The organism is Rubrivivax soli, assembly GCF_049810355.1.
Lineage (GTDB): Bacteria > Pseudomonadota > Gammaproteobacteria > Burkholderiales > Burkholderiaceae_C > Rubrivivax.
In genome coordinates this window covers 4,531,520-4,557,529 of record NZ_CP187368.1, presented here as the reverse complement: position 1 = coordinate 4,557,529, position 26,010 = coordinate 4,531,520, and the positions used below count along the sequence as shown (strand labels likewise).

The window sequence follows — 26,010 nt, the reverse complement described above, 5'->3', positions numbered from 1 at the left end:
TCGGCCCGCGCTGTGGCGTGTTGCGGATTGTAGGCACCGATAATCCCCTTCCGATGCCGACCCTGCTGCAGCGCTTCGCCCGCCTGGCGCCCTACCTCCGGAACAGCCGCCGCGGCCTCGTCGCGGCAGCGCTCGGATCGCTGGTCGGCGCGGCCACGGAGCCCGCCATCCCTGAACTGATGCGCCCGCTGCTCGACCAGGGCTTCACCGGCCGCAACCTGCCGCTGTGGATGATCCCGCTGGCCATCGTCGGCATCTTCGCGGTGCGCGGCATCGCCGGCTTCGTGGCGCAGTACGGGCTGGCCTGGGCCGCCAACCGCGCCGTGCTGCAGCTGCGCGAGGCCATGTTCGCGCGCGTGCTGTCGGCCGCGCCGGCGCTCTACACCACGCACACCGCCAGCCGGCTGACCAACACGCTGGTCTACGAGGTGCAGAGTGGCACCACGCTGCTGGTGAATTCGCTGCTGACGCTGGTCAAGGACTCGCTGACGCTGGTGGCGCTGCTGGCCTACTTGCTGTGGCTGAACTGGCAGCTCACGCTGTTCGTGGGCCTGCTGTTCCCGGCCGTGGCCTTCGTGATGCGGCTGCTGGGCCGGCGGCTGCACCAGCTGTCGGTCGACGGCCACGCCGCCACCGACGAACTGGCCTACGTGGTCGAGGAGAACACGCTGGCCTGGCGCATCGTGCGGCTGCACGGCGCGGCCCGGCCGCAGACGGCGCGCTTCATGCAGCGCGCCGAGCAGCTGCGCGGGCTGACGATGAAGTCGGTGGTGGCCTCGGGCACGATGACGCCGCTGACGCAGATCATGTCGGCCTGCGCGCTGAGCGCCGTCATCGCGGTGGCGCTGTGGCAGAGCAGCAGCGCCGGCGGCACGGTCGGCGGCTTCGTCGCCTTCATCACCGCGATGCTGATGCTGGTGGCGCCCATCAAGCACCTGTCCGACGTGATGGCGCCCATCACGCGCGGCCTGGCCGCGGTGGAGCGGGCGCTCGACCTGATCGACCACAGCCCGCGCGAGCAAGGCGGCAGCCACGCCGTGGCGCGCGCCCGCGGCGAGATCCGCTTCGACGGCGTCGGCCTGCGCTACGGCGACGACGGCACGCCCGCGCTCGACGGCATCACGCTGCAGGTGGCGGCGGGCGAGACGGTGGCGCTGGTGGGCCCGTCGGGTGCCGGCAAGTCGACGCTGGTGAACCTGTTGCCGCGCTTCATCGAACCCGGCAGCGGCAGCATCACGCTCGACGGCGTCCCGCTGCCCGCGTGGGACATGGCGGCGCTGCGCCGGCAGTTCGCGCTGGTCAGCCAGGACGTGGTGCTGTTCAACGACAGCGTGGCCGCGAACGTGGCGCTCGGCGCGGAGATGCCGCGCGCGGCCATCGAGGCCGCGCTGCGTGCGGCCAACCTGTGGGACTTCGTCTGCAGCCTGCCGCAGGGCATGGACACCACCATCGGCCACAACGGCAGCCAGCTCTCGGGCGGGCAGCGGCAGCGCCTGGCGATCGCGCGGGCCATCGCCAAGGACGCGCCGGTGCTGATCCTCGACGAGGCCACCTCGGCGCTCGACAGCGAGAGCGAGCGCGCCGTGCAGGAAGCGCTCGAGCGCCTGATGCGCAACCGCACGACGCTGGTGGTGGCGCACCGGCTGTCGACCATCGAGCACGCCGACCGCGTGGTGGCGCTGGACGCCGGCCGCATCGCCGAGCAGGGCACGCACGCCGAGCTGCTGGCGCACGGCGGCCTGTACGCGCGGCTGCATGCGATGCAGTTCCGCAGCTGAACACCAGGAGGAGACCTCTGATGACCGCGATCTCGCGCTACCCCGTGCCCGAGCTGCACGACCTGCCCGAGGACCTGCGCGCGCGCATCCTCGAGGTGCAGGCCAAGGCCGGCTTCGTGCCCAACGTGTTCCTGGCGCTGGCGCACCGGCCGGCCGAGTGGCGGGCCTTCATGGCCTACCACGACGCGCTGCTGCTGAAGGAGACGGGCAGCCTCACCAAGGGCGAGCGCGAGATGATCATCGTGGCCACCTCGGCCGCCAACCACTGCCTGTACTGCGTGGTGGCGCACGGCGCGATCCTGCGCATCTACGAGAAGCAGCCGCTGGTGGCCGACCAGGTGGCGGTGAACTGGCGCAAGGCCGACATCACGCCGCGCCAGCGCGCGATGCTCGCGTTCGCGATGAAGGTCTGCGAGCGCAGCCACGAGGTCGACGACGCCGACTTCGCGGCGCTGCGCCCGCACGGCTTCAGCGACGAGGACATCTGGGACATCGCCGCCATCACGGCCTTCTTCGGCCTGAGCAACCGCATGGCCAACGTCACCGGGATGCGACCCAACGACGCGTTCTACCTGATGGGACGCGTGCCGAAGAACAAGGCCTGACGGCACCCGCTCGCGCAGGCGCAGGGCGCAGACCCACGCGCCGCCGGCCACGAGGAGGAGCATCCATGAACCCGATCCCCTGCGGCGCCCGCCCGGCCGCCCCCTTGGTGCTGGCGGCAGTGGCGGCGCTGGCCGCCTGCTCCTCGCCCGGCACCCCCACCCCCACCGGCGCCGCTGCACCGGCCGCGGCCCTGCCCGAGCGCACCGCGCGCATCGTGCGCACCGCGCACGGCGTGCCGCACATCAGCGCGCCCGACCTGCAGACACTGGCCTATGGCGTGGCCTACGCGCATGCGCAGGACAACGTGTGCATGACGGCCAACCACCTCGTCACCGTGCGCGGCGAGCGCGCGCGCTGGTTCGGCGCCGCCAGCGGCCTGCTCGGGCTGCGCATGCTGCCCAACGAGCAGATCGACTTCTTCGTCGCCGCGCACATGGACGACGCGGCGCTGGAGCGCGCCTGGGCCGCGGCCAGCGCGGATGCACAGGCGCTGGCGCAGGGCTACGTGGCCGGCTACAACCGCTTTCTCGCCGACCGCGCCGGCGCACTGCCGGCCGCCTGCAACGGCCAGCCCTGGGTGCAGCCGATGACGCTGGCGCAGTGGCGCCGCATGATCGAGCTGTCGGCGGTGCAGGCCGGCATCGGCGCGCTGGCCGACGCCGTGCTGGCGGCGCGGCCGCCGGCGCCGGTGGCGTCCCCGGCCTCGCACACCGCGCCGGCCCCGGTCGACCTGACCGACGCGGCGGCCGCCGTGCATGCGCTGGGCCTGGCCGACCCGCCGATCGGCTCCAACGCCTGGGCCTTCGGCCGCGACACCACGGCCGACGGCCGCGGCCTGCTGCTGGGCAACCCGCACTTCCCGTGGCAGGGCGTGAACCGCTTCTGGCAGATGCACCTCACGGTGCCCGGCCGTTTCGACGTGATGGGTGCCGGCGTCGCCCACCTGCCGCTGGTGCAGATCGGCTTCAACCGCGACGTGGCCTGGTCGCACACCGTCTCCACCGGCAAGCGCTTCACGCTGCACGAGCTGGCGCTGCAACTCGGCAGCCCCACCACCTACCTGGTGGACGGCCGGCCGCACCCGATGACGCCTCGCACGCTGAAGATCGGCGTGCGCCAGGCCGACGGCAGCGTGGTCGACAGGCAGCACACGCTGTGGAGCACACGCTGGGGCCCGGTGCTGGTGCTGCCGCGCGCCGGCCTGCACTGGACGGCCTCCACCGCCTATGCCGTGCAGGACGCCAACACCGGCAACGCGCGTGCCGCCGACACCTGGCTGGGCTTTGCCGGCGCGCGCAGCGTGATGCAGCTGCGCGATGCGCTGCGCAACCTGGGCCTGCCGTGGGTCAACACCATCGCGGCCGACCGCGACGGCCGCGCGCTGTACGCCGACGTCAGCGTGGTGCCCGATGTCGACGCGGCACAGCTGCAGCGCTGCGCGCCGTCGAAGCCCGCGGCGGCGCTGCTGGGCGGCGCCGGCCTGGTGGTGCTGGACGGCAGCCGCGCCGACTGCGGCTGGCGCCGCGAGCCGCTGGCGGCCGTGCCGGGGCTGACGCCGATCGAGCGCATGCCGATCGCACTGCGCAGCGACTGGGTGCACAACAGCAACGACAGCTTCGTCTACACCCACTGGCCGCGGCAGCGCTGGGACGTGATCAGCCCGCTGGTGGGCGACCCCATCATCCGCCGCCCGCGCACACGCGCGGGGCTGCTGGAGATCCGCGACCTCGTGGAGCGCGGCAAGCTCACGCCGACCGCGGTGCAGCAGCAGCTGTTCGCCAACCAGAGCCTGATCGGCCGCCTGGTGCTGCCCGACCTGCTGGCGGCCTGCGCAGCCGCGCCCGGCCCGGCCTCGCCGGACGCCCGCGACGGCTGCGCCGCACTTCGGCAGTGGGACACCACCACCAACCTCGACGCCCGCGGCGCGCACCTGTTCAGCGAGTTCTGGCGCACGGCCGTCGCCATCCCCGGTGTGCACCGCGTGCCGTTCGACCTGCAGCGCCGCGCCGAGACGCCGGCCGGGCTGCAGATGGCCGACCCGGCCGTCGCCGCCCAGGTGTGGGCAGCGCTGGCCGGCGCGGTGCAGAAGGTGCGTGGCTTCGGCTTCGCGCTCGACGCACCGCTGTGGGCGGTGCAGGTCACGCCCAGCCCCGCCGGTCCGGTGGCCGTGCACGGCGGCGACGAACATCTGGGCGTGCTGAACAAGATCTCCGCGCTGGCCACCAATGGCATCGGCGCGCAGGGCCTGGTCACCGACCACGGCACCAGCTACGTGCAGACCGTGGGCTTCGACGCCCGCGGGCCGGTGGCGCACGCGCTGCTGACCTACGGCCAGAGCAGCGACCCGGCGTCGCCGCACGCGGTCGACCAGCTGCGCCTGTACGCGCGCAAGCAGTGGCCCGCACTGCCCTTCCACGCCGCCGACGTGGAACGTGCGCGCGTGGGCGACGCGCTGCTGCTGCAGCGTCCGTGAGCCGGCCGGCGCACCGCTGAGCGCGCCTGCGCACCCGCGCGTGCCCCTGAGCGCGCACCGACTTCACCTCCCACACGCTGCTGCGCACCGGGCCCCGGGGCCCGCCTGGCGGCCGCGTGTTGCCAACTCCGTCACACGCCAGGGCGCGGATTCGTCGATTCGTGCCGCGAAGACGGGTCATTTCTGCGGCCGCCTCAAGTCCTCGACAGCGTCTCCGATATCCCGACGGTAGGAACCCGGGGGGAGGTGGGGCTGGCCGTATCGGCAGCCGCCGCAGGACCCGGGCTCCAAGAAACAGCAGCCGAGCCGTCAAGCGCTTCAAGGACCGAACACATGGCCTCCATCATTTCCGCACTGACCACCGCCCAGATCGCTGGCTTGGCCACGAGCACGATCGCAGCGCTGAACACGGAAGACTGGGATGCCTTCGGCACCGCGCAGATCCAGGCCCTGACCACGGCGCAGATCGCCGCCATCCCGACGCTGGGCCTGAGCGTGCTCGACACGGCGCAGTTCGGCGCCTTCCTGCCCGACTCGCTGAAGGCCATCTCGGTCAGCAGCTTCCGCACGCTGTCGACCGAGCAGCTCGGCGCGCTCGGCTCCGACCAGTTCGCTGCACTCGCCACCAACCAGGTGGCCGGCCTGACGACGCGGCAGCTGTCCAGCCTGGACAGCGCCGACTTCACGTCGCTGACGAGCGCGCAGTTCGCCGTGCTGACGACGGCGCAGATCCGCGCGCTGGGCAGCGAGCAGATGGCGGCCTTTGCCAGCGACGACCTGGCGGCCCTGAGCTCGACGCAGATCCGCGCCATCACCACCGCCAACATCGCCGCGATGGGCACCGAGCAGGTGGCCGCGCTGACGACGGCGCAGGCCGCGGCGCTGACCTCGGCACAGATCAAGGCGCTGGAAACGGCCGATGTGGCCGCGCTGGAGAGCGCCGACCTGCGGGCGCTGGGCGTCAACGGCCTCCGCGCGCTCGGCACCGACCAGCTGAACGCGCTGGGCACGGCGCAGATGGCCGCGCTGACCACCAGCCAGGTGGCCGGCCTGACCACCACGCAGACCGCCGCGCTGGGCACGGAAGACCTGAACGCGCTCGACAGCGCGCAGTTCGCGGCGCTGACCGCCGTGCAGATCGCCAAGCTGACCACCGAGCAGATCGCCAACCTCGAGACCGCCGACCTGGCCGCGATGACCAGCGCGCAGATCCGCGCCCTCACCGCCGCCGGCATTGCAGCCCTGGACACCGAGTCGGTGGCCGCGCTGAGCACCGCGCAGGTCGCCGCGCTGACCACCGCGCAGATCAAGGCGCTGGAGACCGCCGACATCGCCGCGCTGGAGACCGCCGACCTGCAGGCGCTGAGCACGCTGCAGCTGCGCGCCTTCGGCACCGACCAGCTGACCGCGCTGGGCACGGCGCAGATGGCGGCGCTGACCACCGCGCAAGTCGCTGCGCTGACCACCGCGCAGGTCGCCAGCCTCAGCACCGAAGACCTGAACGCGCTCGACAGCGCGCAGTTCGCGGCGCTGACCGCCGCCCAACTTGCCAAGCTGACGACCGAGCAGGTCGCCAACCTGGAGAGCGCCGACGTCGCTGCCCTGAGCACGGCACAGATCCGCGCGCTCACCGCTGCCAGCATCGCCGCACTCGACACCGAGTCGGTCGCTGCACTGAGCACGGCGCAGGTCGCCGCGCTGACCACCGTGCAGATCAAGGCGCTGGAGACCGCCGACATCGCCGCGCTGGAGACCGCCGACCTGCAGGCCCTGAGCACCGCCGCGATCCGCGCACTGAGCACCGACCAGCTCAACGCGCTGGGCACCGCGCAGATGGCGGCGCTGACCACCGCGCAAGTCGCTGCCCTGACCACCGCGCAGGTCGCCGGCCTGAGCACCGAGGACCTGAACGCGCTCGACAGCGCGCAGTTCTCGGCGCTGACCGCAGCGCAGATCGCCAAGCTGACGACCGAGCAGGTGGCGAACCTCGAATCGGCTGACGTCGCCGCGCTGAGCACCGCGCAGATCCGCGCGCTCACGGCCGCCAGCATCGCCGCACTCGACACCGAGTCGGTGGCTGCATTGAGCACCGCGCAAGTCGCCGCGCTGACGACGGCGCAGGTGAAGGCGCTGGAGACGGCCGACGTCGCCGCGCTGGAAACCGCCGACCTGCAGGCCTTGAGCGTCGCCGCGGTCCGCGTGCTGAGCACCGACCAGCTGAACGCGCTGGGCACCGCGCAGATGGCGGCGCTGACCACCGCACAAGTCGCTGCCCTGACGACGGCGCAGGTCGCCGGCCTGAGCACCGAAGACCTGAACGCGCTCGACAGCGCGCAGTTCGCGGCACTCACGGCCGCGCAGATCGGAAAGCTGACGACCGAGCAGGTCGCGAACCTGGAGTCGGCCGACGTGGCTGCGCTGAGCACCGCGCAGATCCGTGCCCTGGCCGCCGCCAGCATCGCCGCGCTCGACACCGAGTCGGTCGCTGCGCTGAGCACCGCACAGGTCGCCGCGCTGACCACGGCGCAAGTCCAGGCGCTGGAGACGGCCGACGTCGCAGCACTCGAAACCGCCGACCTGCAGGCCCTGAGCGTCGCCGCGGTCCGTGCCCTCGGCACCGACCAGCTCAATGCACTGGGCACCGCGCAGATGGCCGCGCTGACCACCGCGCAAGTCGCTGCCCTGACCACGGCGCAAGTCGCGGGCCTGAGCACCGAAGACCTCAATGCGCTCGACAGCGCGCAGTTCGCCGCGCTGACCGCCGCGCAGATCGCCAAGCTGACGACCGAGCAGGTCGCCAACCTGGAGAGCGCCGACGTCGCCGCGCTGAGCACGGCGCAGATCCGCGCGCTCACTGCAGCCGGCATCGCCGCGCTCGACACCGAGTCGGTGGCTGCCCTCGGCACGGCCCAGGTGGCCGCGCTGACCACCGCGCAGATCAAGGCCCTGGAGACGGCCGACGTCGCCGCACTGGAGACCGACGACCTGCGGGCCCTGAGCACGCAGCAGCTGCGTGCGATGGGTTCGGACCAGCTCAACGCACTGAGCACCGAGCAGTTCGCCGCGCTGACCACGGCGCAGGTGGCTGCGCTGACCACGGCACCGCAGCTCGTGAACATCGACACCGCCGACCTGAACGCGCTGACCACGGCGCAGTTCTCGGCCCTGACGGTGGCGCAGATCGCCAAGCTGACGACCGACCAGATCGCCAACATCGAGACCGCGGACCTGGCCGCGATGAGCACGGCGCAGATCCGCGCGATCACCGCCGCCGGCATCGCAGCGCTCGACACCGAGTCGGTGGCCGCCCTGACGACCGCCCAGGTCGCCGCGCTGACCACCGTGCAGATCAAGGCCCTGGAGACGGCCGACGTCGCCGCGCTGGAGACCGCCGACCTGCAGGCCCTGAGCACGCTGCAGCTGCGCGCCTTCGGCACCGACCAGCTGAACGCGCTGACCACGGCGCAGATGGCTGCGCTGACGACCGCACAAGTCGCTGCCCTGACGACGGCGCAGGTCGCCGGCCTGAGCACCGAAGACCTGAACGCGCTCGACAGCGCGCAGTTCGCGGCACTCACCGCCGCGCAGATCGCCAAGCTGACGACCGAGCAGGTCGCCAACCTGGAGAGCGCCGACATCGCGGCCCTGAGCACGGCACAGATCCGCGCGCTCACCGCTGCCAGCATCGCCGCACTCGAAACCGAGTCGGTGGCTGCACTCAGCACCGCCCAGGTCGCCGCACTGACCACCGTGCAGATCAAGGCGCTGGAGACCGCTGACGTCGCCGCGCTGGAGACGGCTGACCTGCAGGCCCTGAGCACCGCCGCGATCCGCGCACTGAGCACGGACCAGCTGAACGCCTTCGACACGGCCCAGATGGCCGCGCTGACGACGGCGCAGGTCGCTGCCCTGACGACGGCGCAGGTCGCCGGCCTGAGCACCGAGGACCTCAACGCGCTCGACAGCGCGCAGTTCGCGGCACTCACCGCCGCGCAGATCGCCAAGCTGACGACCGAGCAGGTCGCCAACCTGGAGAGCGCCGACATCGCGGCGCTGGGCACGGCCCAGATCCGCGCCCTCACCACCGCCGGCATCGCCGCACTCGACACCGAGTCGGTCGCCGCACTCAGCACCGCGCAGGTCGCCGCGCTGACCACCGCGCAGATCAAGGCGCTCGAGACGGCCGACATCGCCGCGCTGGAGACGGCCGACCTGCAGGCACTGAGCACGGTGCAGCTGCGCGCGCTGAGCACCGATCAGCTCGCCGCGCTGGACACCGCGCAGATGGCGGCCCTGACGACGGCGCAGGTCGCCGCGCTGACGGCCACGCCGCAGGTGTCGAGCCTGAGCACCGAAGGCCTGAACGCGCTGGGCACGGCGCAGATCGCCGCGCTGACGACGGCGCAGATCGCCAAGCTCACCACAGAGCAGGTCGCCAACCTGGAGACGTCCGACGTCGCGGCGCTGAGCACCGCGCAACTGCGTGCGCTGACCACGGCCGGCATCGCCGCGCTCGACACCGAGTCGGTCGCTGCACTCAGCACGGCGCAGGTCGCCGCGCTGACCACGGCGCAAGTGAAGGCCCTGGAAACAGCCGACATCGCTGCGCTGGAGACTGCCGACCTGCAGGCCTTGAGCGTCGCCGCGGTCCGCGTGCTGAGCACCGACCAGCTGAACGCGCTGGGCACGGCGCAGATGGCGGCGCTGACCACCGCGCAAGTCGCTGCCCTGACGACGGCGCAGGTCGCCGGCCTGAGCACCGAAGACCTGAACGCGCTCGACAGCGCGCAGTTCGCCGCGCTGACCGCCGCACAGATCGCCAAGCTGACGACCGAGCAGGTCGCCAACCTGGAGAGCGCTGACGTCGCCGCACTGAGCACGGCGCAGATCCGCGCGCTCACCGCTGCCAGCATCGCTGCGCTCGACACCGAGTCGGTCGCTGCACTCAGCACCGCGCAGGTCGCTGCGCTGACCACGGCCCAGGTCAAGGCACTGGAGACCGCCGACGTCGCCGCGCTGGAAACCGCCGACCTGCAGGCCCTGAGCACGGCCGCGATCCGTGTGCTCGGCACCGACCAGCTGAACGCCTTCGGCACGGCCCAGATGGCCGCACTGACGACGGCCCAGGTGGCGGCGCTGACCACCGCGCAAGTCGCCGGCCTGAACACCGAAGACCTCAACGCGCTCGACAGCGCACAGTTCGCCGCGCTGACCGGCATCCAGATCTCCAAGCTGACGACCGAGCAGGTCGCCAACCTGGAGAGCGCCGACATCGCCGCGCTGAGTACCGCACAGATCCGCGCGCTGACCGCCGCCAGCATCGCCGCGCTCGACACCGAGTCGGTCGCCGCGTTGAGCACCGCGCAGGTCGCTGCGCTGACCACGGCGCAAGTGAAGGCGCTGGAGACCGCTGATGTCGCCGCGCTGGAGACCGCAGACCTGCAGGCGCTCAGCACGGCCAGCATCCGCGTGCTCGGCACCGACCAGCTGAACGCCCTCGGCACGGCCCAGATGGCCGCGCTGACGACGGCGCAAGTCGCTGCCCTGACGACGGCACAAGTCGCCGGCCTGAGCACCGAAGACCTGAACGCGCTCGACAGCGCGCAGTTCGCCGCGCTGACCGCCGCGCAGATCGCCAAGCTGACGACCGAGCAGGTCGCCAACCTGGAGAGCGCCGACGTCGCTGCCCTGAGCACGGCACAGATCCGCGCCCTCACGGCGGCCAGCATCGCTGCGCTCGACACCGAGTCGGTGGCGGCGCTGAGCACCGCGCAAGTCGCCGCGCTGACCACCGTGCAGATCAAGGCGCTGGAGACCGCCGATGTGGCAGCACTGGAGACGGCTGACCTGCAGGCCCTGAGCACCGCCGCGATCCGCGCACTGAGCACCGACCAGCTCAACGCGCTGGGCACCGCGCAGATGGCGGCGCTGACCACCGCACAAGTCGCTGCCCTGACGACGGCGCAGGTCGCCGGCCTGAGCACCGAAGACCTGAACGCGCTCGACAGCGCGCAGTTCTCGGCGCTCACCGCCGCGCAGATCGCGAAGCTGACGACCGAGCAGGTCGCCAACCTGGAGAGCGCCGACATCGCGGCCCTGAGCACGGCACAGATCCGCGCGCTCACCGCTGCCAGCATCGCCGCGCTCGACACCGAGTCGGTCGCTGCACTCAGCACCGCGCAGGTCGCTGCGCTGACCACGGCCCAGGTCAAGGCACTGGAGACCGCCGACGTCGCCGCGCTGGAAACCGCCGACCTGCAAGCGCTGAGCACGGCCGCGATCCGTGTGCTCGGCACCGACCAGCTGAACGCCTTCGGCACGGCCCAGATGGCCGCGCTGACGACGGCGCAAGTCGCTGCCCTGACGACGGCGCAAGTCGCCGGCCTGGGCACCGAAGACCTCAACGCGCTCGACAGCGCACAGTTCGCCGCGCTGACCGGCATCCAGATCTCCAAGCTGACGACCGAGCAGGTCGCCAACCTGGAGAGCGCCGACATCGCCGCGCTGAGTACCGCACAGATCCGCGCGCTGACCGCCGCCAGCATCGCCGCGCTCGACACCGAGTCGGTCGCTGCGTTGAGCACCGCGCAGGTCGCTGCGCTGACCACGGCGCAAGTGAAGGCGCTGGAGACCGCTGATGTCGCCGCGCTGGAGACCGCAGACCTGCAGGCGCTCAGCACGGCCAGCATCCGCGTGCTCGGCACCGACCAGCTGAACGCCCTCGGCACGGCCCAGATGGCCGCGCTGACGACGGCCCAGGTGGCGGCGCTGACCACCGCGCAGGTCGCCAACCTCGGCACCGAAGACCTGAACGCGCTCGACAGCGCGCAGTTCGCCGCGCTGACCGCCGCGCAGATCGCCAAGCTGACGACCGACCAGGTCGCGAACCTGGAGTCGGCCGACGTCGCTGCGCTGAGCACGGCCCAGATCCGCGCCCTCACCGCGGCCAGCATCGCCGCGCTCGACACCGAGTCGGTCGCTGCGCTGAGCACCGCGCAGGTCGCCGCGTTGACCACGGCGCAGATCAAGGCGCTGGAGACGGTCGACGTCGCCGCGCTGGAGACCGCCGACCTGCAAGCGCTCAGCACGGCCAGCATCCGCGTGCTCAGCACCGACCAACTCAACGCGCTGGGCACCGAGCAGATGGCTGCGCTGACGACCGCGCAAGTGGCTGCCCTGACCACCGCGCAAGTCGCCGGTCTGAGCACGGAAGACCTGAACGCGCTGAGCACCGAACAGTTCGCCGCGCTGACGGTGGCGCAGATCGCCAAGCTGACGACCGACCAGGTCGCGAACCTGGAGTCGGCCGACGTCGCGGCCTTGAGCACCGCGCAGATCCGCGCGCTCACCGCCGCCAGCATCGCCGCGCTCGACACCGAGTCGGTCGCAGCGCTGAGCACGGCGCAGGTCGCCGCACTGACCACGGCCCAGATCAAGGCGCTGGAGACGGCCGACGTCGCCGCGCTGGAGACGGCCGACCTGCAGGCCCTGAGCACGGTGCAGATCCGCGCACTGGGCACCGACCAGGTCGTGGCCTTCACCACCGAGCAGATCGTGGCGCTGACGACGGCCCAGGTCGCCGCGCTGACCACGGCGCAGCTGGCAGCCTTCGAGACGGCCGACCTGGCCGCGCTGGAGACGGCCGACATCGCCGCGCTCACGGTGGCGCAGGTGGCCAAGCTGGGCACGGCGCAGATCGAGGCGCTGGGCTCGCTGCAGTTCGAAGCCCTGGGCACGGCGCAGCTGGCGGCCTTCACGACGGCGCAGATCGCCGCCATCGAGACGGCCGACCTGGTGGCCATCGGCAGCGCCGACATCACGGCGCTGACCGCGACGCAGATCCGGGCGCTCGACAGCGAGCAGATCGGCGCGCTCGGCACCGAGCAGCTGTCTGCACTGACGACCACGCAGCTGCGTGCCATCGACAGCGCCGACATCGCGGCACTCGACAGCGCCGACATCGTGGCGCTGGGCACCGAGCAGCTGGCGGCGCTGACGACCGCGCAGTACGCGGCCATCAGCACCGAAGCCTTCGCGGCACTGTCCAGCGACGACATCGCGGCGCTGACCACGGCGCAGGCTGCGGCGCTGACGACCGACCAGATCGTGGCCTTCACGACCGACCAGATCGCCGGTCTGGAGACCACCGACATCCAGGCCTTCTCGATGGCCCAGGTGGCGGCGTTCGAGACCGCCGACATCGCGGTGATGACGTCGACGCAGCTGGATTCGATGCTGGTGGCCTCGCCGCTGGTGCTGGACCTGGACGGCAACGGCGTCACCACGCTGGCGGCGTCGAACGGGGTGAACTTCGACCTCAACGGCACCGGCACCACGCAGCAGGTGGGCTGGGTTGGCGGTGGTGACGCGCTGCTGGTGCGCGACCGCAACGGCGACGGCAGCATCAACGACGGCACCGAGCTGTACGGCGTGGCCACGCGCACCGCCGACGGCAGCCGCGCCGGCAACGGCTACGCCGCGCTGGCCACCGAGGACAGCAACGGCGACGGCAAGATCACGGCTGCGGACGCCGCCTTCAACGACCTGAAGCTGTGGGTCGACGCCAATGCCGACGGCAGGACCGACACCGGCGAACTGCGCGGCCTGGTGGACATGGGCATCGTCGAGCTGGACCTGAGCTACGCCACCACCGACCGCGTCGAGAACGGCAACTACGTCGGCATGGTGTCCAGCTACACCACGGCCGACGGCCAGAGCCGCGAGATGGCCGACGTGTGGTTCGGCAAGCAGGCCCCGGCCCCGCTGCCGGACGCCGGCGAGCTGCTGGCGGCGCCTGCGGCCGAGCTGCTGACGGGTTCGACCCCGGCGGCGGCGCCCGGCAACGCCAGCGGCAGTGCGTCGACGCTGGTGGCCAGCAGCGCGCTGCGCAGCCTGCTCGACGACGAGCTGAGCCGCAACGGGCCGCTGATCTAAGCGCCCGGCCGGCCCGCAGGGCCCGGCAGCCGCGAAATGCGGCTGCCGGGCCCTGCTTCTTGTGCGATCGCGCGCCGCCCGGCTGGCGCCCAATGGCGGCATGGAACGTCCGTCCTCCACGTCCACCGTGCCCGACCCCGGGCGCGCCCCGGTGCACCTGTACCAGATCGCCTACTCCCCGGCGACGCTGGCGGCCGTGGAGCCCGGCTACGCCGTGCTCGACAACCTGGCCAACGCCCGGCCCGACTGGTACGAATACGCGCCGATCCGCCGCTTCCTGCTGGAGCAGCCGCTGGACGACGCCGCCTGGTACGGCTTCTTCTCGCCCAAGTTCGGCAGCAAGACGCAGCTGAACGCCGAGCAGGTGCGCGCCGCCGTGCGCACCAGCGGCGCCGACGTGGTGCTGTTCTCGCCGCAGCCCGACATGGGCGCCTTCTTCCTGAACGTGTTCGAGCAGGGCGAGACCTTCGACCCCGGCCTGATCGACGCCTACGAAGCCCTGCTGCGCCACATCGGCATGCCGGTGGCGCTGCGTTCGCTGGTGATGGACTCGCGCCAGATCGTCTTCAGCAACTACTTCGTCGCCCGCCCCGCCTTCTGGCGCGCCTGGCTGCAGCTCAACGAAGCGCTGTGGGCCGTGTGCGAAGGCCCGGCGACGCCGCTGCAGCAGGCGCTGACGCGCCCCACCAGCTACCCCGGCAACGCGCAGCGCAAGGTCTTCCTCCAGGAACGCGCGGCCTCGCTGCTGCTGACGCTGCAGCCGCACTGGACCACGCACGCGGCCAACCCGTTCACGATGGGCTGGTCGATGTCGCGCTTCCGCCAGCACCCCACCGAGGCCGTGATGAGCGACGCACTGAAGATCGCGTACCGCGACCAGGGCTTCCCGCAATACATGCAGGCCTTCGCGGCGCTGCGCGAACGCTTCCGCCAGCCCGCTGCGGCCTGAGGCCCGCCCACCATGCTGAAGATCTACGCCATCAACCTCGACAAGCGCCGTGACCGCTGGGACGCGCTGCGCGCCAGCTGCCTGGCGCAGGGCCTGAACCCGGCGGCCGTGCAGCGCCTGCCGGCGGTGGAAGACGCCGGCTTCGGTGCTCTGGGCTGCGCCAAGTCGCACGTGGCGGCGCTGTCGCACTTCCTCACGCACGAGAACGCGCCCTTCTGCCTGGTGCTGGAAGACGACTTCGAGCTGCTGCGCCCCTGGGGCGAGTTCGTCGCCACCTTCAACCAGCTCGCCGCCGAACGCGTGGACTGGGACGCGCTGCTGCTGATGGGCACCGCGGTCGTCGCGCCGCCGCCGCAGGCCCCGGGCGTGGCGCGGTTGCTGGAAGCGCAGTCGGCCGCCGGCTACCTGGTGAGCAGGCGCTACGCGGCCACGGTGCTGGCGTGTTTCGCAGAATGCATCCCGCAGATGGAAGCGCTGCGCGGCCTGGGCCCGCGCCACCCGCTGCTGGGCCGGCTGGCCATCGACCAGGCCTGGAAGACGCTGCAGCGGCGCGACCGCTGGTACATCTTCTCGCCCGCCTTCGGCCGCCAGCGGCCGTCGTTCTCCGACATCGAACAGCGCGACGTGGACTACGGCGCGATGACCTACGGCCTCGCGGCCGCCTGAACCGTGCACGCAGCCGCTGCCCCCGCTCCGACAGCGCCCGCCACGGCGCCGGTCGACGCCGCCTGCACGCTGGTGCAGCGCCTGCAGGGCGGCCTGGGCAACCAGCTCTTCCAGATCGCGTTCGCGCGCAAGCTGGCGCGCGCCAGCGGCGCCGCGCTCGCCTACGACATCGACAGCTTCGGCCACGACGCCTACGGCCGCGTGCCGCTGCTGCACCGGCTGCTGCCCGATGCACCGGTGCTGCGTGTGGCCACGCTGCCGCCGGCCACGACCCGGCTGCTGCCCGAGAGCGCCTTCCCGCTGCCGGCCCGCGGGCCGATGCCCGCGCGCTTCGCACTGCCCGCGGGCCTGACGCACCTGGTGCTGGACGGCTACTGGCAGGACCACCGCGTCGTCGACGCCGACGACGCGGCGCTGCTGTCGGCCGCACTCGCTGCGCAGCTGCCCGCGAGCGCCGCGCCGATCGCCGAACGCGTGCGCACCGCACGCTGCCCGGTGTCGCTGCACGTGCGCCGCCACGACTACAAGCACCACGGCCTGTGTGCCGAGGCCTACTACCTGGACACGCTGGCCTGGCTGCAGCGCCGCCACGGCGCCCTCGACCTGTTCGTGTTCTCCGACGAGCCCAACTACACACGCCACCTGCTGCGCAGCGCAGGCTGGACCGGCCAGCTGGTGCACAGCGGCAGCGACGTCGGCGACCTGCACCTGATGGCGCTGTGCCGCCACCACGTCATCTCGAACTCCAGCTACTCGTGGTGGGGCGCGCTGCTGTCGGGCAGCGACGACGTCGTCTGCCCCGCGCCGTGGTCCTTCATCGGCCACGTCTCGCCGCAGCTGTGCCCGCCGCACTGGCGGCGCGTGCAGGGCGCGGTCGAGCAACTGGTGTCGACGCAGCGCTTCACCGACCAGCTGGAACAGCACGACCCCGGGCGCGGCGACGCGCCCAGCCCCGAGGAAGCCCCATGGACCAACGCCTGCGCCTGACGCGGCTGATCGACAGCATCTCGCGCGACCCCGCCGCGCACCGCGACAGCGACGCGGTGCTGCAGCAGATCCTGGGCGAAGGCGATGCCTTCTTCGTGCAGGTGGGTGCCAACGACGGCGAGCAGAACGACCCGCTGATCGACGTCATCCGCAGCAACCCGCGGCTGCGCGGTCTGCTGGTGGAGCCCATCCCGTACTACTTCGACAAGCTGGTGCAACTGCACCGCGAGCGGCTGTCGCGCATCAACATCCTGCGTGCGGGCATCTCCAACGAGGCGCGCACGATCCCGTTCTACTACGTGGACCCCGCGGTCGCCGACGAGATGGACGGCGACGGCCCGCCCAACCGCTGGGCCCACGGCCAGGGCTCGACGCAGCGCGACGTGATCGTCTACTGGATCCGCCAGAACGCCTTCCGCGGCGCGCACTACCGCGACAGCATCCCGCGCTACATCGACGCCATCGTCACCGCCGAGCTCGACTTCGTGCCGCTGCACACGGTGACCGCGAGCGAGCGGTTCCCGGCCATCGACGCGCTCGTCATCGACGTGCAGGGCCACGAGCTGGAGGTGCTGCAGAGCGTCAACTTCTCGACACGGCGGCCGCGCTTCGTCTACTACGAGGACGACATCGAGGCCAACACCGCCATCGACGCGCTGCTCAGCCACCAGGGCTACCGCTACCTGTGCGGCAAGGAGAACAAGCTCTACTACGACCTGTCGGCCTTCGGCGGCCACCACGTGCGCTTCGACGCCACGGTGGACCCGCTGCCGCACGCAGGGCTGCGCCTGGTGCACAAGGTCGTCTCCACCTGCATCGCACGCGACCTGGAGGTGTGGAAGGTGACGGCGCCGCAGGTGCTGAGCCGCATCGCCGCCGTGCACTACGAGGTGGTGGTGCCCGACGCCGAGGTGGCGCAGTTCGAGGCCGCCACGCCGGCCCCGTACCACGTGGTGCCGGAAAGCCGCTACGGCGAAGGCCGCAGCCTGGAGTGGGTGCGGGCGCAGCTGCCCGCGGCGCAGGCGCACCGCGCCGGCTGGTACTGGCAGCAGCTGCTGAAGCTGCAGGCCGTGCGCGCGGCCGAGCGCGCCGACGACGTGGTGCTGATCTGGGACGCCGACACCGTGCCGGTGGCCAACCTGCACTTCGTGGCCGCCGACGGCCGCCTGGTGCTGCGCGCCGCGCGCGAACACCACGCGCCCTACTTCGCGGCGCTGCAGCGCCTGCTGGGCCTGCCGCGCCAGGTGGACCTGTCGTTCATCGCGCAGTGCATGCCCGCGCGCGCACGCTGGGCCCGCGGCATGGCTTCGGCCATCGAGGCGCGGCACGGCGTGCACTGGTTCGACGCCATCCTGCGCTGCGCCGAGACCGGCGACGCCAGCGGCTTCTCGGAGTACGAGACGCTGGGCAGCTGGGTCTTCCACCACCACAACGACGAGATCGTGTTCAGCGCCAGCACCTGGGCACGCCAGGGCAAGAAGGTCTTCGGCTCGCTGGAGAACTTCGCGCGCGTGATCGGGCTGGACTACGTGGCGTTCGAGAACTGGGAGTGAGCGGCGGCGGCGCCGCGCCGCCCCGCACTGCGCACCAACGACGAGGGCCCGCACTGCGGGCCCTTGTTCTTTGCACGCCGTGCGCCGTGCTCGTCAGCGGAAGCGCAGCAGCGGCAGCCGCCCGTACAGCAGCGGGTCGCCCTGCAGGTAGCGCGTGCGTGCCAGCGAGCCGACGATGCTGCGCAGCGCGCGGCCGTCCTCGGGCGCGGCGGCGATCGGCGGCAGCTCCTGCTGCGCCAGCAGCTGCGCGATGCGGCCGGCCACGCCGACCAGCTGCGCCGCGTGCGCGGCCTCGACGCCGTCGCGCTGCAGGCGTTCGGACCAGCGCGCGCCGAAGCCGGCTTCGTCGAGCACGCCGCCGTCGCCGAAGGCTTCGGCGAGCACGCTGCTCGACTCGATGAACAGCGCCTGCCGCTCGCGGTCCATGTCGAAGGCGGTCAGCTGTGCCGGGTCCCAGTACACGGCGGCGGGGTCGATGTCGGCCAGATGGTCGTACTGCACGTGCCAGCCGCGTGCCTTCTCGGCCTTGCTGAAGCGCGCCTTGCGCTCGGCCAGGATCTTGCGGCGGCCGTGTTCCAGGCTGCGCACCGGGTAGTGCTTGTGGATGAAGCGCGTGGGGAACACGCGTGCGCCGGGCACGCGGATGTGGTGGCCGCCGAGCGAGGCGATGTCGACCTCGGGGTGGCCCTTCCAGGCCTTCACCTGGCGCTGGTTGAAGCGCTCGGTGCCCGAGTACAGCGTCATCGAGGCCTCGAAGTCGGCCGGGTCGACCACCGTGTCGGCGGTGAGGCGGAAGTTGAAGAGCTTGAAGTTGACGAGGTTGTAGCCGGCCGCGTCCACGCGGTCCAGGCCCTCGCGCAGCGACAGCCCGGGCCACGGCGCGTGGCGGATCTCGTCGGCATCGACGTGCAGGAACCAGTCGTGCCCGAGCGTGCGCGAACGTGTTTCCTTCAGCTTGAGCAGCGCGGTCCAGTCGTAGACCTCGCGGCCATCCTCGAAGAAGCGCACGGTCTCGATGTCGGTGACGCCGCGGCCCACCAGGTCGGCCACGCGCTCGGCGGTGCCGTCGGTCGACGCGTTGTCGATCAGGTGCACGTCCACGCCCTGCGCGATGAGCTTGCACACGGCCTCGCGCACGACGTCGGCCTCGTTGTAGACGGCCATGATGGCGCAGGCGGTTTTCATCGTCCGGGTGTCCTCTTCAGCGCAGCCACTCGCCCACGCCGCGCCCCAGCGACAGCAGGATGGCATTGAGCTGCTGCCCGTCGTGCAGCGCGTTGACATGGGCCACGCGCAGGTTGTAGTGCTCGGCCTCGGCGCCCATCACGTCGAACAGCGAACGCCGGCCCAGCTGCTGCCACTGCTGCAGCGTGAAATTGCGCACCTGCTCGCTGTCGCGCAGCACGGCGCCGACGCGGCGCGCGCGGTCGAAGCTGGCCTGCGTCTGCTCGAAGACTTCCTGCACGCGGTAGCGCCGCACCTCCAGCGTTTCCTCGCGCTGCAGCAGCGCCGCCTGCGCGCGCTTGCGCGCGGCTTCGCTGGCCGCCGGCACGCCCGGCGCCAGCAGCGGGATGTTGATGCTGATGCCGACCGCCAGCGAGCCGGTCTTCTGCTGGCCCAGCGTGCCGCCGGCGCCGGCGGTGGCACCGCCGCCCAGCGACCAGCTCACCTGCGGCCGGTTGGCCGCGGCGGTGGCCTGGGCCAGGCGCTCGGCGGCACTGGCCTGCGCGGCCAGCTGCGCCAGGTCGGCCGAGCGTTCCACGTCGGCCACCAGCTCGGGCAGCGGCGGCACCTGCAGCAGCACGGTGGACAGGCCCTGCACACCCGGCAGTCCGTCGCCCACCAGACGGCGCAGCCGCACCTCGACCTGCCGCGCCTGGCTCTGCGCCTGGCTCTGCGCCAGCTCGGCCTGCTGCAGCGACTTGCGCGCCTGCACCAGTTCGCTGGCACGGCCGCGGTCGGCGCGCACGATGGTCTCCAGCGCCTCGACCAGGCACGCCATCTTGCGCGCGTACTGGCCGTACACCAGCACGTGCTGGCGGTAGCGGCTGCGTTCCAGCGCCAGCGACACGGTGGTCGCGGCGAGTTGTTCCTGCTGGCTGACGGCACCCAGCCGTGCCGATTCGGCCAGCTGCGTGCGCCAGTCGGTGAGGCGGTCGGTGCGGCCACCGTCGTACAGCAGCTGGCTGACGTTGAAGCTGGCCGTGGCCTGCAGCGCCTGCGTGATGTTCATGCCGCCGGCGCGCTCGGCCGTGCTGCTGAGCCCGCCGCCCAGCCCGGCCTGCACCGACTTGCCGGCCTTGACCTCTTCCACGTCGTCGAGCGCGGCCGAGGCCAGCAGCCGCGCCGCGCCCAGCGCCTGGCTGCGGTCGAGCGCGTCGCGCACCAGGCCGGCGAGCTGCGCCCGCGGGTCGATGGCGGCGCTGTCGGCGCCGGTGTCGACCGGCGTCGCGGCCACGGCCTCTTCGTCGACGCAGCGTGCCGTGGCGTCGACCCCGGCGCCGGCGGCAGCCAGAAGCAGCAGGGCACGGGCGATGGAATGGCGGGACGCTCTCATGCCGCCAGTCTCGGCGCTGGGCGGTGCCGGCGATCGTCGGAAATCAGGCGGCTTCGCGGGCCTGTTCGCGCCGGGCCCGCGCAGGGCGTCCTCAACGCTCGGTGAACGCTTCCTGGCTCTTCAGCATCGGCCGCAGCATGAAGCTGAGCACCGAGCGCTGGCCGGTGCGCACGTCCACCGTGCCGGCCATGCCGGGCAGGATGGTCAGCGGCTTGCCGCCAGCCTTCAGCTGCGCGCGGTCGGCTCGGATCAGCGCGCGGTAGTAGGTGGCGTCGGCCGCGGCGGCGCGTTCGGGGTCGCCCAGCACGTCGGGGCTGATCGACTGCACCACGCCCTTCATGCCGCCGTAGACGGTGTAGTCGTAGGCGCTGAGCTTGATGGTGACGTCCTGCCCCACCTTCACGAAGCCGATGTCGGCGGGCTTGATGCGCGCCTCCACCAGCACGCGCGCGCTGATGGGCACGATCTCCATCACGGTGGCGCCGGCCGGCACCACGCCGCCCAGCGTGTTGGTCTTGATGGTCTTGACGATGCCGCGCACCGGGCTCTTCAGCACCGTGCGGCGCAGCACGTCGTCGCGCACCACCATCTGCTCTTCCACCTGCGCCAGCTCGTTGCGCACGCGCACGAGCTCGGCGCTGGCTTCCTGGCGGAAGCGGTTCACGCGCTCCTGCGTCTGCAGGTGCAGGTCGTTGACCTGGCGCCGCACGCGCATCACCTCGACCTCGCTCATCAGGCCCTTGGCCGACATCGCCTCGGCCACCGCCAGTTCCTTGTTCAACAGGCCCATGCTGCGGCGGTTCAGGTCCACCGCCTCGTTCAGCGCCTGCTGGCGCGCGTTGTACGAGTCGGTCTCGGCCTGCAGCACGGCGGTTTCGCCCTGCAGCTCGTCGGGGAAGGCCAGCGGCCGGCCAGCCGATTCGGCCTGCAGCCGCGCCATCGTCGCGCGCAGCGCCAGGCGCTTGGCCTGGCCTTCGGCCTGCTGGGCCTCGAAGCGCGTGGGGTCCAGCAGCGCGAGGTCGTCGCCTTCGGCGACCTGCTGGCCTTCGCGCACCGACAGCTCGCGCAGGATGCCGCCCTCCAGGCTGGCGATGACCTGCTCGCGGCCTTCGGGGATGACACGCGCGTTGGCCCGTGCGATCACATCCACCTGCGCCACCGCGGCCCACAGCACGGCCACCAGCAGCACCAGCAGCATCAGGTAGACGGCCCACATCGCGGCCGGCGCGGCCTCGACCACCTGCGCCGCCCGCACCGGCGCGACGTAGGCGAGGTCGCCTTCGCGCAGGCCGGACTGCGCAGCCTTGGGCTGGCCGCGGCTGAAGATCACAGCGACGCCTCGCGCTGCACCGGCTGGGCACTCGGGTGCATGTGCACGTTGGCGCCCTGCGGCCCTGGGGCGGCAGCGGGCTTGCCCTGCAGCGCGGCCAGCACCTGGTCCTTCGGGCCGTCCATCACCACGCGGCCGGCGTCGATGACGACGATGCGCTGCACCAGTTCCAGCACCGCCGGGCGGTGCGTCACCATCACCAGCGTGCAGCTGCCCGCGGCTTCCTTCAGCTGGCGCAGGAAGGCGACCTCGCTCTGCGCGTCCATCGAGCTGGTGGGCTCGTCCATCAGCAGGATCTGCGGCCGTGTCACCAGGCAGCGCGCGAGCGCCACCAGCTGGCGCTGGCCGCCGGAGAGCAGCGCGCCGGCCTCGCCCACCGGCAGGTCCCAGCCCTGCGGGTGGCTGTTGACGAGGCGGTCCAGCCCGGTCACGCGCGCCACCTCGGCCAGGCGGGCGGGGTCGGCCGTGGGGCGGTCGAGCAGCACGTTGTCGCGCAGGCTGCCGTGGAACAGCCGGGGGTCCTGCGAGACGAAGCCCACGCGTGCGCGGTAGTCGGCAGGGTCGATCTGGCGCAGGTCGATGCCGTCGGCCTCGACCATGCCTTCGGTGGGCTGGTACAGCCCGGCCAGCAGCCGCAGCACCGTGCTCTTGCCGCTGCCGATGCGGCCCAGCATCGCGATGCGCTCGCCCGGCTGGATCGCCAGCGACACGCCCTTCAGCACCTGCGGCGGCTCGCTCTCGCCCTGCGGCGGGTAGGCGAAGCCCACCTCGTGCAGGCCGACGCGGCCGCTGAGCTCGGGGCGCGGCACGTACTGGCGGCCCGCCTCGCGGTCGGTGGGCTGGGCCATCACGCGGTCCAGCGTGCGCATCGCCGCGCGCGCGCCCTGGTAGCGCGTGGCCAGCGCCACCACGCTGTTCAGCGGCGCCAGCGCGCGGCCCGAGAACATCACGGCGCCGATCAGCGCGCCCGCGGTGATGACCTTGGCGTCGATCAGGTGCACGCCCCACACCAGCAGTACCAGGGTGACGGCCTGCTGCGCCGCCATCGACAGGTTGGTCGTGAGCGCGGTGATCGCACGCGACTTCACGAGCGACGCGCTGGCCGCGACGCTGCTCTCTTCGTACTGGCGCAGGAAGCGGCCCTGCGCGCCGGCGGCCTTCAGGTCCTCGATGCCGTCCACGGCCTCGACCAGCACGCCGTGCAGGTCGGCCGTCTGCTGCATGTTGTGCATGGTCGCGCGGCGCAGCGAGGTCTGGATCAGCGCCGACATCAGCAGCAGCAGCGGCACGGCCACCGCCGGCACGAAGCCCAGCGGGCCGCCGATCACGAAGGTCATCGCGATGAAGACCAGCACGAACGGCAGGTCCGACAGCGCCGCGAGCGTGGCCGAGGCGAAGAACTCGCGCACGGTCTCGATCTGGCCGATCTGGTGCGCGAAGGCGCCGGCCGATGCGGGGCGCTGCTCCATGCGGATGCCCAGGCTCTGGCGGAACAGCGCGATGCCGACCGTGATGTCGCTCTTGCGGCCGGCGAGGTCGATCAAGTAGGCGCGCAGCTGCCGCGCCAGCAGGTCGAACAGCAGCGCCAGCCCGGCGCCGCCGGCCAGCCACCACAGCGTGACGAAGGCCTGGTTCGGGATCACCTTGTCGTAGATGACCGAGGTGACGAGGCCCGTGGCCAGCATCAGCACGTTGCTCAGCAGCGCCGCCAGCAGCGCCGAGCGGTAGTACGGCAGGAAGCGCCGCAGCGTGCCCCAGAACCAGTGCTGCGCGGGGTCGGCCAGCAGCGCGCGGTCTTCGGCGGGCGCCTGGTGCCGCACCTGCGGCGTGGCCACCAACGCCATGCCGGTGTATTCGCCCTGCAGCTCGGTCTCGGCGGCGACGCAGGCGTGGTGCTGCCGGCCCGGCATCACCACGTCGTAGTGCGTGCCATTGGCGTGGCGCGCCACCACGATGCAGGCGTCGCCTTCCTTCAGCAGCAGCACCGCCGGCAGCAGCAGCGCGTTCAACTCGGCGATGGGTCGTTGCACCAGGCCGGCGTTGAAGCCGGCCTCGCGCAGCGCACGCACTGCCTGGTCGGGGCCGAGCCGGCCGCGGATGCCCTGGCCGGACAGCAGCGACTCGGGCGAACGCTCGCGGCCGTGGTGCTGCGTGATCCAGCTGAGCGCGTGCGCCAGCGCGTCGTTGTCGATGTCCCAGGCAGCCCCCTCCCCGGCCGCGGCGGCGGCCTGGTGTTCGGCGGGGCTGTGCACGCTCATCGCAGTGGGGTGGCGTCAGCGCCGGTGCTGCAGCGCCAGGCGCTCGAACGCGTCTTCGATGTCGCGCACCAGCAGCGGCAGGTCGAACAGCGGCGACTGGCGCCCGTGTTCGGCCAGGTAGCGCTTGTACGACGCCACCCGGGCCGGCGTGCGGCCCAGGTCCACTGCCAGCTTCTCGTAGGCGGGCAGGGTCTCGGTGATCAGGTCGGGCAGGCCGACCGCCGTGAGCAGGCTGCCGGCCATGCGGCTGATGTAGCTGCGGCCGCTGCGCGTGAGGATGGGCGTGCCCATCCACAGCGCGTCGCTGGCGGTGGTGCCGGCGTTGTACGGGAAGGTGTCGAGCACCAGGTCGGCACAGGCGAAGCGCGCCAGGTACTCGGGCGGCGCCACGCGCGGCGCGAAGACGAGCCGCTCGCGGGCGATGCCGTGTGCGTCGGCCTGGCGCAGCATGTTCTCGCGCGCGGTGTCGTTGTCGGCCAGCAGCCACAGCACGCTGTCGGGCACCTGCTGCAGGATGCGCATCCAGGCCGTGAAGACCTCGAACGTGAACTTGTGGTTGTTGTTGAACGAGCAGTAGACGAAGCGGTCCTCGGGCAGCCCGCACTGCGCCCGCGTGGGGGTGGGCGCCACGGCGCGCTGGCGGTCGCTGACCTGGTAGCAGTGCGGCAGGCGGATCGGGCGCTCGGTGCAGTAGGGCTCGAGCGCCGCGGGCATCGCGAAGTCGTCGGCCAGGATCCAGTCCACGCCGGGCAGTGCGGACGTGCCCGGCAGGCCCAGGTAGCTCACCTGCACCGGCGCCGGGCGCTGGCCCAGGATGGCCGGGCGCGCGCCGCTGGTCAGGCCCTGCAGGTCCACCAGCACGTCGATGCCGGCCTGCGCGATCAGCCGCGCCGCGGTCTGGTCGTCGACGCCGGCCAGGCGCACGTGGTGGTCCATGGCCTTCAGGATGCGCTGGCGCTGCGGCGTGTCCGACTCCGGCGTCCAGCAGAAGGCCCAGACCTCGAAGCGGCTGCGGTCGTGCAACTCGAACAGCTCGGGTGTCAGCAGGCCCACGGCGTGCAGGTGCAGGTCGCCCGAGAGGTAGCCGATCTTGATGCGGCCGCTGCGTGCCGGGCCCTGCGTGTGCAGCGGCACGGCGGCGGCACGCGGCACGCGCTCGTAGGCGAAACGCTGCGCCGCCAGCAGCTGCAGCGCGGGGTCGTCGCTGACGTTCATCATCGCCAGCGGCGAGGTGCCCAGCAGCAGCTGGTTCGGCGTGACGTCGCCCACCGGCGCGTACAGCGGCCAGGCGCACTGCTTCTGGCGCACGTGCACGTGGTGCTGGATGACGTCGAACTGGTCGGGCTTGAGCTCCAGGCTGCGGCGCATCTGCGCCTCGGCCTCGGGGAAGCGGCGCTGCGCCTCCAGCAGCCGCGCGCTGTTATTCAGCGCGTGCAGGCGGTGGTCCAGCGTGTCGGCGTCGTCGAACGCCTGCGCCCACTGCGCCAGCGCCGCGTCGACCTCCTTGCGGCGTTCGTGCAGGTGGCCCAGGTTCAGCCGCGCCGGCGCGAAACGTGGCTGCACCTGCAGCGCCTGCAGGTACGCGGCCTCGGCCTCGGGGTCGCGGCCCAGCGCCGACAGCAGCGTGCCCCAGTTGAAGCAGGCCACGTGGCGCACCGGCGAGGCCGACGCGGCGATCCAGCGCCCGTACAGGTCGGCGGCGGCCGCAGCCTGCCCCGCGGCCTGCAGCGCAGCGGCGCGCTCCATCAGCGCGGTCAGGCTCAGCAGCGTGTCGGGGTCGGTGGCGGCAGCGGTCACGGAGTCCATGCGGCTCCTTCAAGGCGAGGATCAGCCGATGCTAGGGACTGCCCCTGCCGCCTGCCGGCGAAGAAAAGGGCGGTTTCCGCCCCTGATTTGTCGCTACAGCGGGCCGGCCTGCC

The 26,010-nt window shown here is 72.2% G+C and carries 13 protein-coding genes; 8 read left to right on the top strand and 5 right to left on the bottom strand.

The genetic code is table 11. The features are described 5' to 3' along the window. Positions 1-53 precede the first annotated feature (53 nt). The 8 genes from msbA (at position 54) to ACPOLB_RS20885 (ending at position 17,946) form a co-directional block, all read left to right on the top strand. Positions 54-1,778: a lipid A export permease/ATP-binding protein MsbA gene (gene msbA / locus ACPOLB_RS20920; RefSeq protein WP_425257971.1), complete on the top strand. Its 1,725-nt coding sequence runs from the start codon at positions 54-56 to the stop codon at positions 1,776-1,778. A 20-nt stretch (positions 1,779-1,798) separates the two neighbouring features. Then, positions 1,799-2,383 carry a peroxidase-related enzyme gene (locus ACPOLB_RS20915; protein ID WP_425257970.1) on the top strand — a complete coding sequence of 195 codons (585 nt, stop codon included), beginning with the start codon at positions 1,799-1,801 and terminating at the stop codon, positions 2,381-2,383. A gap of 65 nt (positions 2,384-2,448) precedes the next feature. Further along, complete coding sequence (locus ACPOLB_RS20910; protein ID WP_425257969.1) at positions 2,449-4,857, top strand: penicillin acylase family protein; 2,409 nt, start codon at positions 2,449-2,451, stop codon at positions 4,855-4,857. Between the two features lie 333 nt (positions 4,858-5,190). Continuing rightward, positions 5,191-13,791 carry a hypothetical protein gene (locus ACPOLB_RS20905; RefSeq protein WP_425257968.1) on the top strand — a complete coding sequence of 2,867 codons (8,601 nt, stop codon included), beginning with the start codon at positions 5,191-5,193 and terminating at the stop codon, positions 13,789-13,791. A gap of 100 nt (positions 13,792-13,891) precedes the next feature. Continuing rightward, positions 13,892-14,740, top strand: a complete 849-nt coding sequence (locus ACPOLB_RS20900) for a hypothetical protein (RefSeq protein ID WP_425257967.1) — start codon at positions 13,892-13,894, stop codon at positions 14,738-14,740. A 12-nt stretch (positions 14,741-14,752) separates the two neighbouring features. Continuing rightward, positions 14,753-15,406 (top strand): hypothetical protein, encoded by a 654-nt coding sequence (locus ACPOLB_RS20895; protein WP_425257966.1) that lies wholly within the window; start codon positions 14,753-14,755, stop codon positions 15,404-15,406. A gap of 3 nt (positions 15,407-15,409) precedes the next feature. Then, positions 15,410-16,393 carry an alpha-1,2-fucosyltransferase gene (locus tag ACPOLB_RS20890; protein WP_425257965.1) on the top strand — a complete coding sequence of 328 codons (984 nt, stop codon included), beginning with the start codon at positions 15,410-15,412 and terminating at the stop codon, positions 16,391-16,393. Further along, positions 16,372-17,946, top strand: a complete 1,575-nt coding sequence (locus ACPOLB_RS20885) for a DUF6492 family protein (RefSeq protein WP_425257964.1) — start codon at positions 16,372-16,374, stop codon at positions 17,944-17,946. The genes ACPOLB_RS20890 and ACPOLB_RS20885 overlap by 22 nt, the downstream gene beginning before the upstream one ends. A 93-nt stretch (positions 17,947-18,039) precedes the next feature. Here ACPOLB_RS20885 and ACPOLB_RS20880 read toward each other — a convergent pair whose 3' ends face one another. From ACPOLB_RS20880 to ACPOLB_RS20860, 5 genes are all read right to left on the bottom strand, one after another. Beyond that, positions 18,040-19,131, bottom strand: coding sequence for a glycosyltransferase family 2 protein (locus tag ACPOLB_RS20880; RefSeq protein ID WP_425257963.1), 1,092 nt, complete (start codon positions 19,129-19,131; stop codon positions 18,040-18,042). Positions 19,132-19,147: 16 nt separating this feature from the next. Then, positions 19,148-20,503: a TolC family protein gene (locus ACPOLB_RS20875; RefSeq protein WP_425257962.1), complete on the bottom strand. Its 1,356-nt coding sequence runs from the start codon at positions 20,501-20,503 to the stop codon at positions 19,148-19,150. 91 nt (positions 20,504-20,594) lie between these two features. Beyond that, positions 20,595-21,833 (bottom strand): HlyD family type I secretion periplasmic adaptor subunit, encoded by a 1,239-nt coding sequence (locus tag ACPOLB_RS20870; RefSeq protein WP_425257961.1) that lies wholly within the window; start codon positions 21,831-21,833, stop codon positions 20,595-20,597. Continuing rightward, positions 21,830-24,091: a type I secretion system permease/ATPase gene (locus ACPOLB_RS20865; RefSeq protein ID WP_425257960.1), complete on the bottom strand. Its 2,262-nt coding sequence runs from the start codon at positions 24,089-24,091 to the stop codon at positions 21,830-21,832. The genes ACPOLB_RS20870 and ACPOLB_RS20865 overlap by 4 nt, the downstream gene beginning before the upstream one ends. Before the next feature lie 15 nt (positions 24,092-24,106). Then, positions 24,107-25,897, bottom strand: a complete 1,791-nt coding sequence (locus ACPOLB_RS20860; protein WP_425257959.1) for a tetratricopeptide repeat protein — start codon at positions 25,895-25,897, stop codon at positions 24,107-24,109. Between the last annotated feature and the right edge of the window lie 113 nt (positions 25,898-26,010).

What these genes read in the sequence shown, in the direction of transcription:
- msbA (WP_425257971.1), top strand. Translation starts at nt 54, where the DNA reads ATGCCGACCCTGCTGCAGCGCTTCGCCCGCCTGGCGCCCTACCTCCGG.
- ACPOLB_RS20915 (WP_425257970.1), top strand. Translation starts at nt 1,799, where the DNA reads ATGACCGCGATCTCGCGCTACCCCGTGCCCGAGCTGCACGACCTGCCC.
- ACPOLB_RS20910 (WP_425257969.1), top strand. Translation starts at nt 2,449, where the DNA reads ATGAACCCGATCCCCTGCGGCGCCCGCCCGGCCGCCCCCTTGGTGCTG.
- ACPOLB_RS20905 (WP_425257968.1), top strand. Translation starts at nt 5,191, where the DNA reads ATGGCCTCCATCATTTCCGCACTGACCACCGCCCAGATCGCTGGCTTG.
- ACPOLB_RS20900 (WP_425257967.1), top strand. Translation starts at nt 13,892, where the DNA reads ATGGAACGTCCGTCCTCCACGTCCACCGTGCCCGACCCCGGGCGCGCC.
- ACPOLB_RS20895 (WP_425257966.1), top strand. Translation starts at nt 14,753, where the DNA reads ATGCTGAAGATCTACGCCATCAACCTCGACAAGCGCCGTGACCGCTGG.
- ACPOLB_RS20885 (WP_425257964.1), top strand. Translation starts at nt 16,372, where the DNA reads ATGGACCAACGCCTGCGCCTGACGCGGCTGATCGACAGCATCTCGCGC.
- ACPOLB_RS20880 (WP_425257963.1), bottom strand. Translation starts at nt 19,131, where the DNA reads ATGAAAACCGCCTGCGCCATCATGGCCGTCTACAACGAGGCCGACGTC.
- ACPOLB_RS20875 (WP_425257962.1), bottom strand. Translation starts at nt 20,503, where the DNA reads ATGAGAGCGTCCCGCCATTCCATCGCCCGTGCCCTGCTGCTTCTGGCT.
- ACPOLB_RS20865 (WP_425257960.1), bottom strand. Translation starts at nt 24,091, where the DNA reads ATGAGCGTGCACAGCCCCGCCGAACACCAGGCCGCCGCCGCGGCCGGG.
- ACPOLB_RS20860 (WP_425257959.1), bottom strand. Translation starts at nt 25,897, where the DNA reads ATGGACTCCGTGACCGCTGCCGCCACCGACCCCGACACGCTGCTGAGC.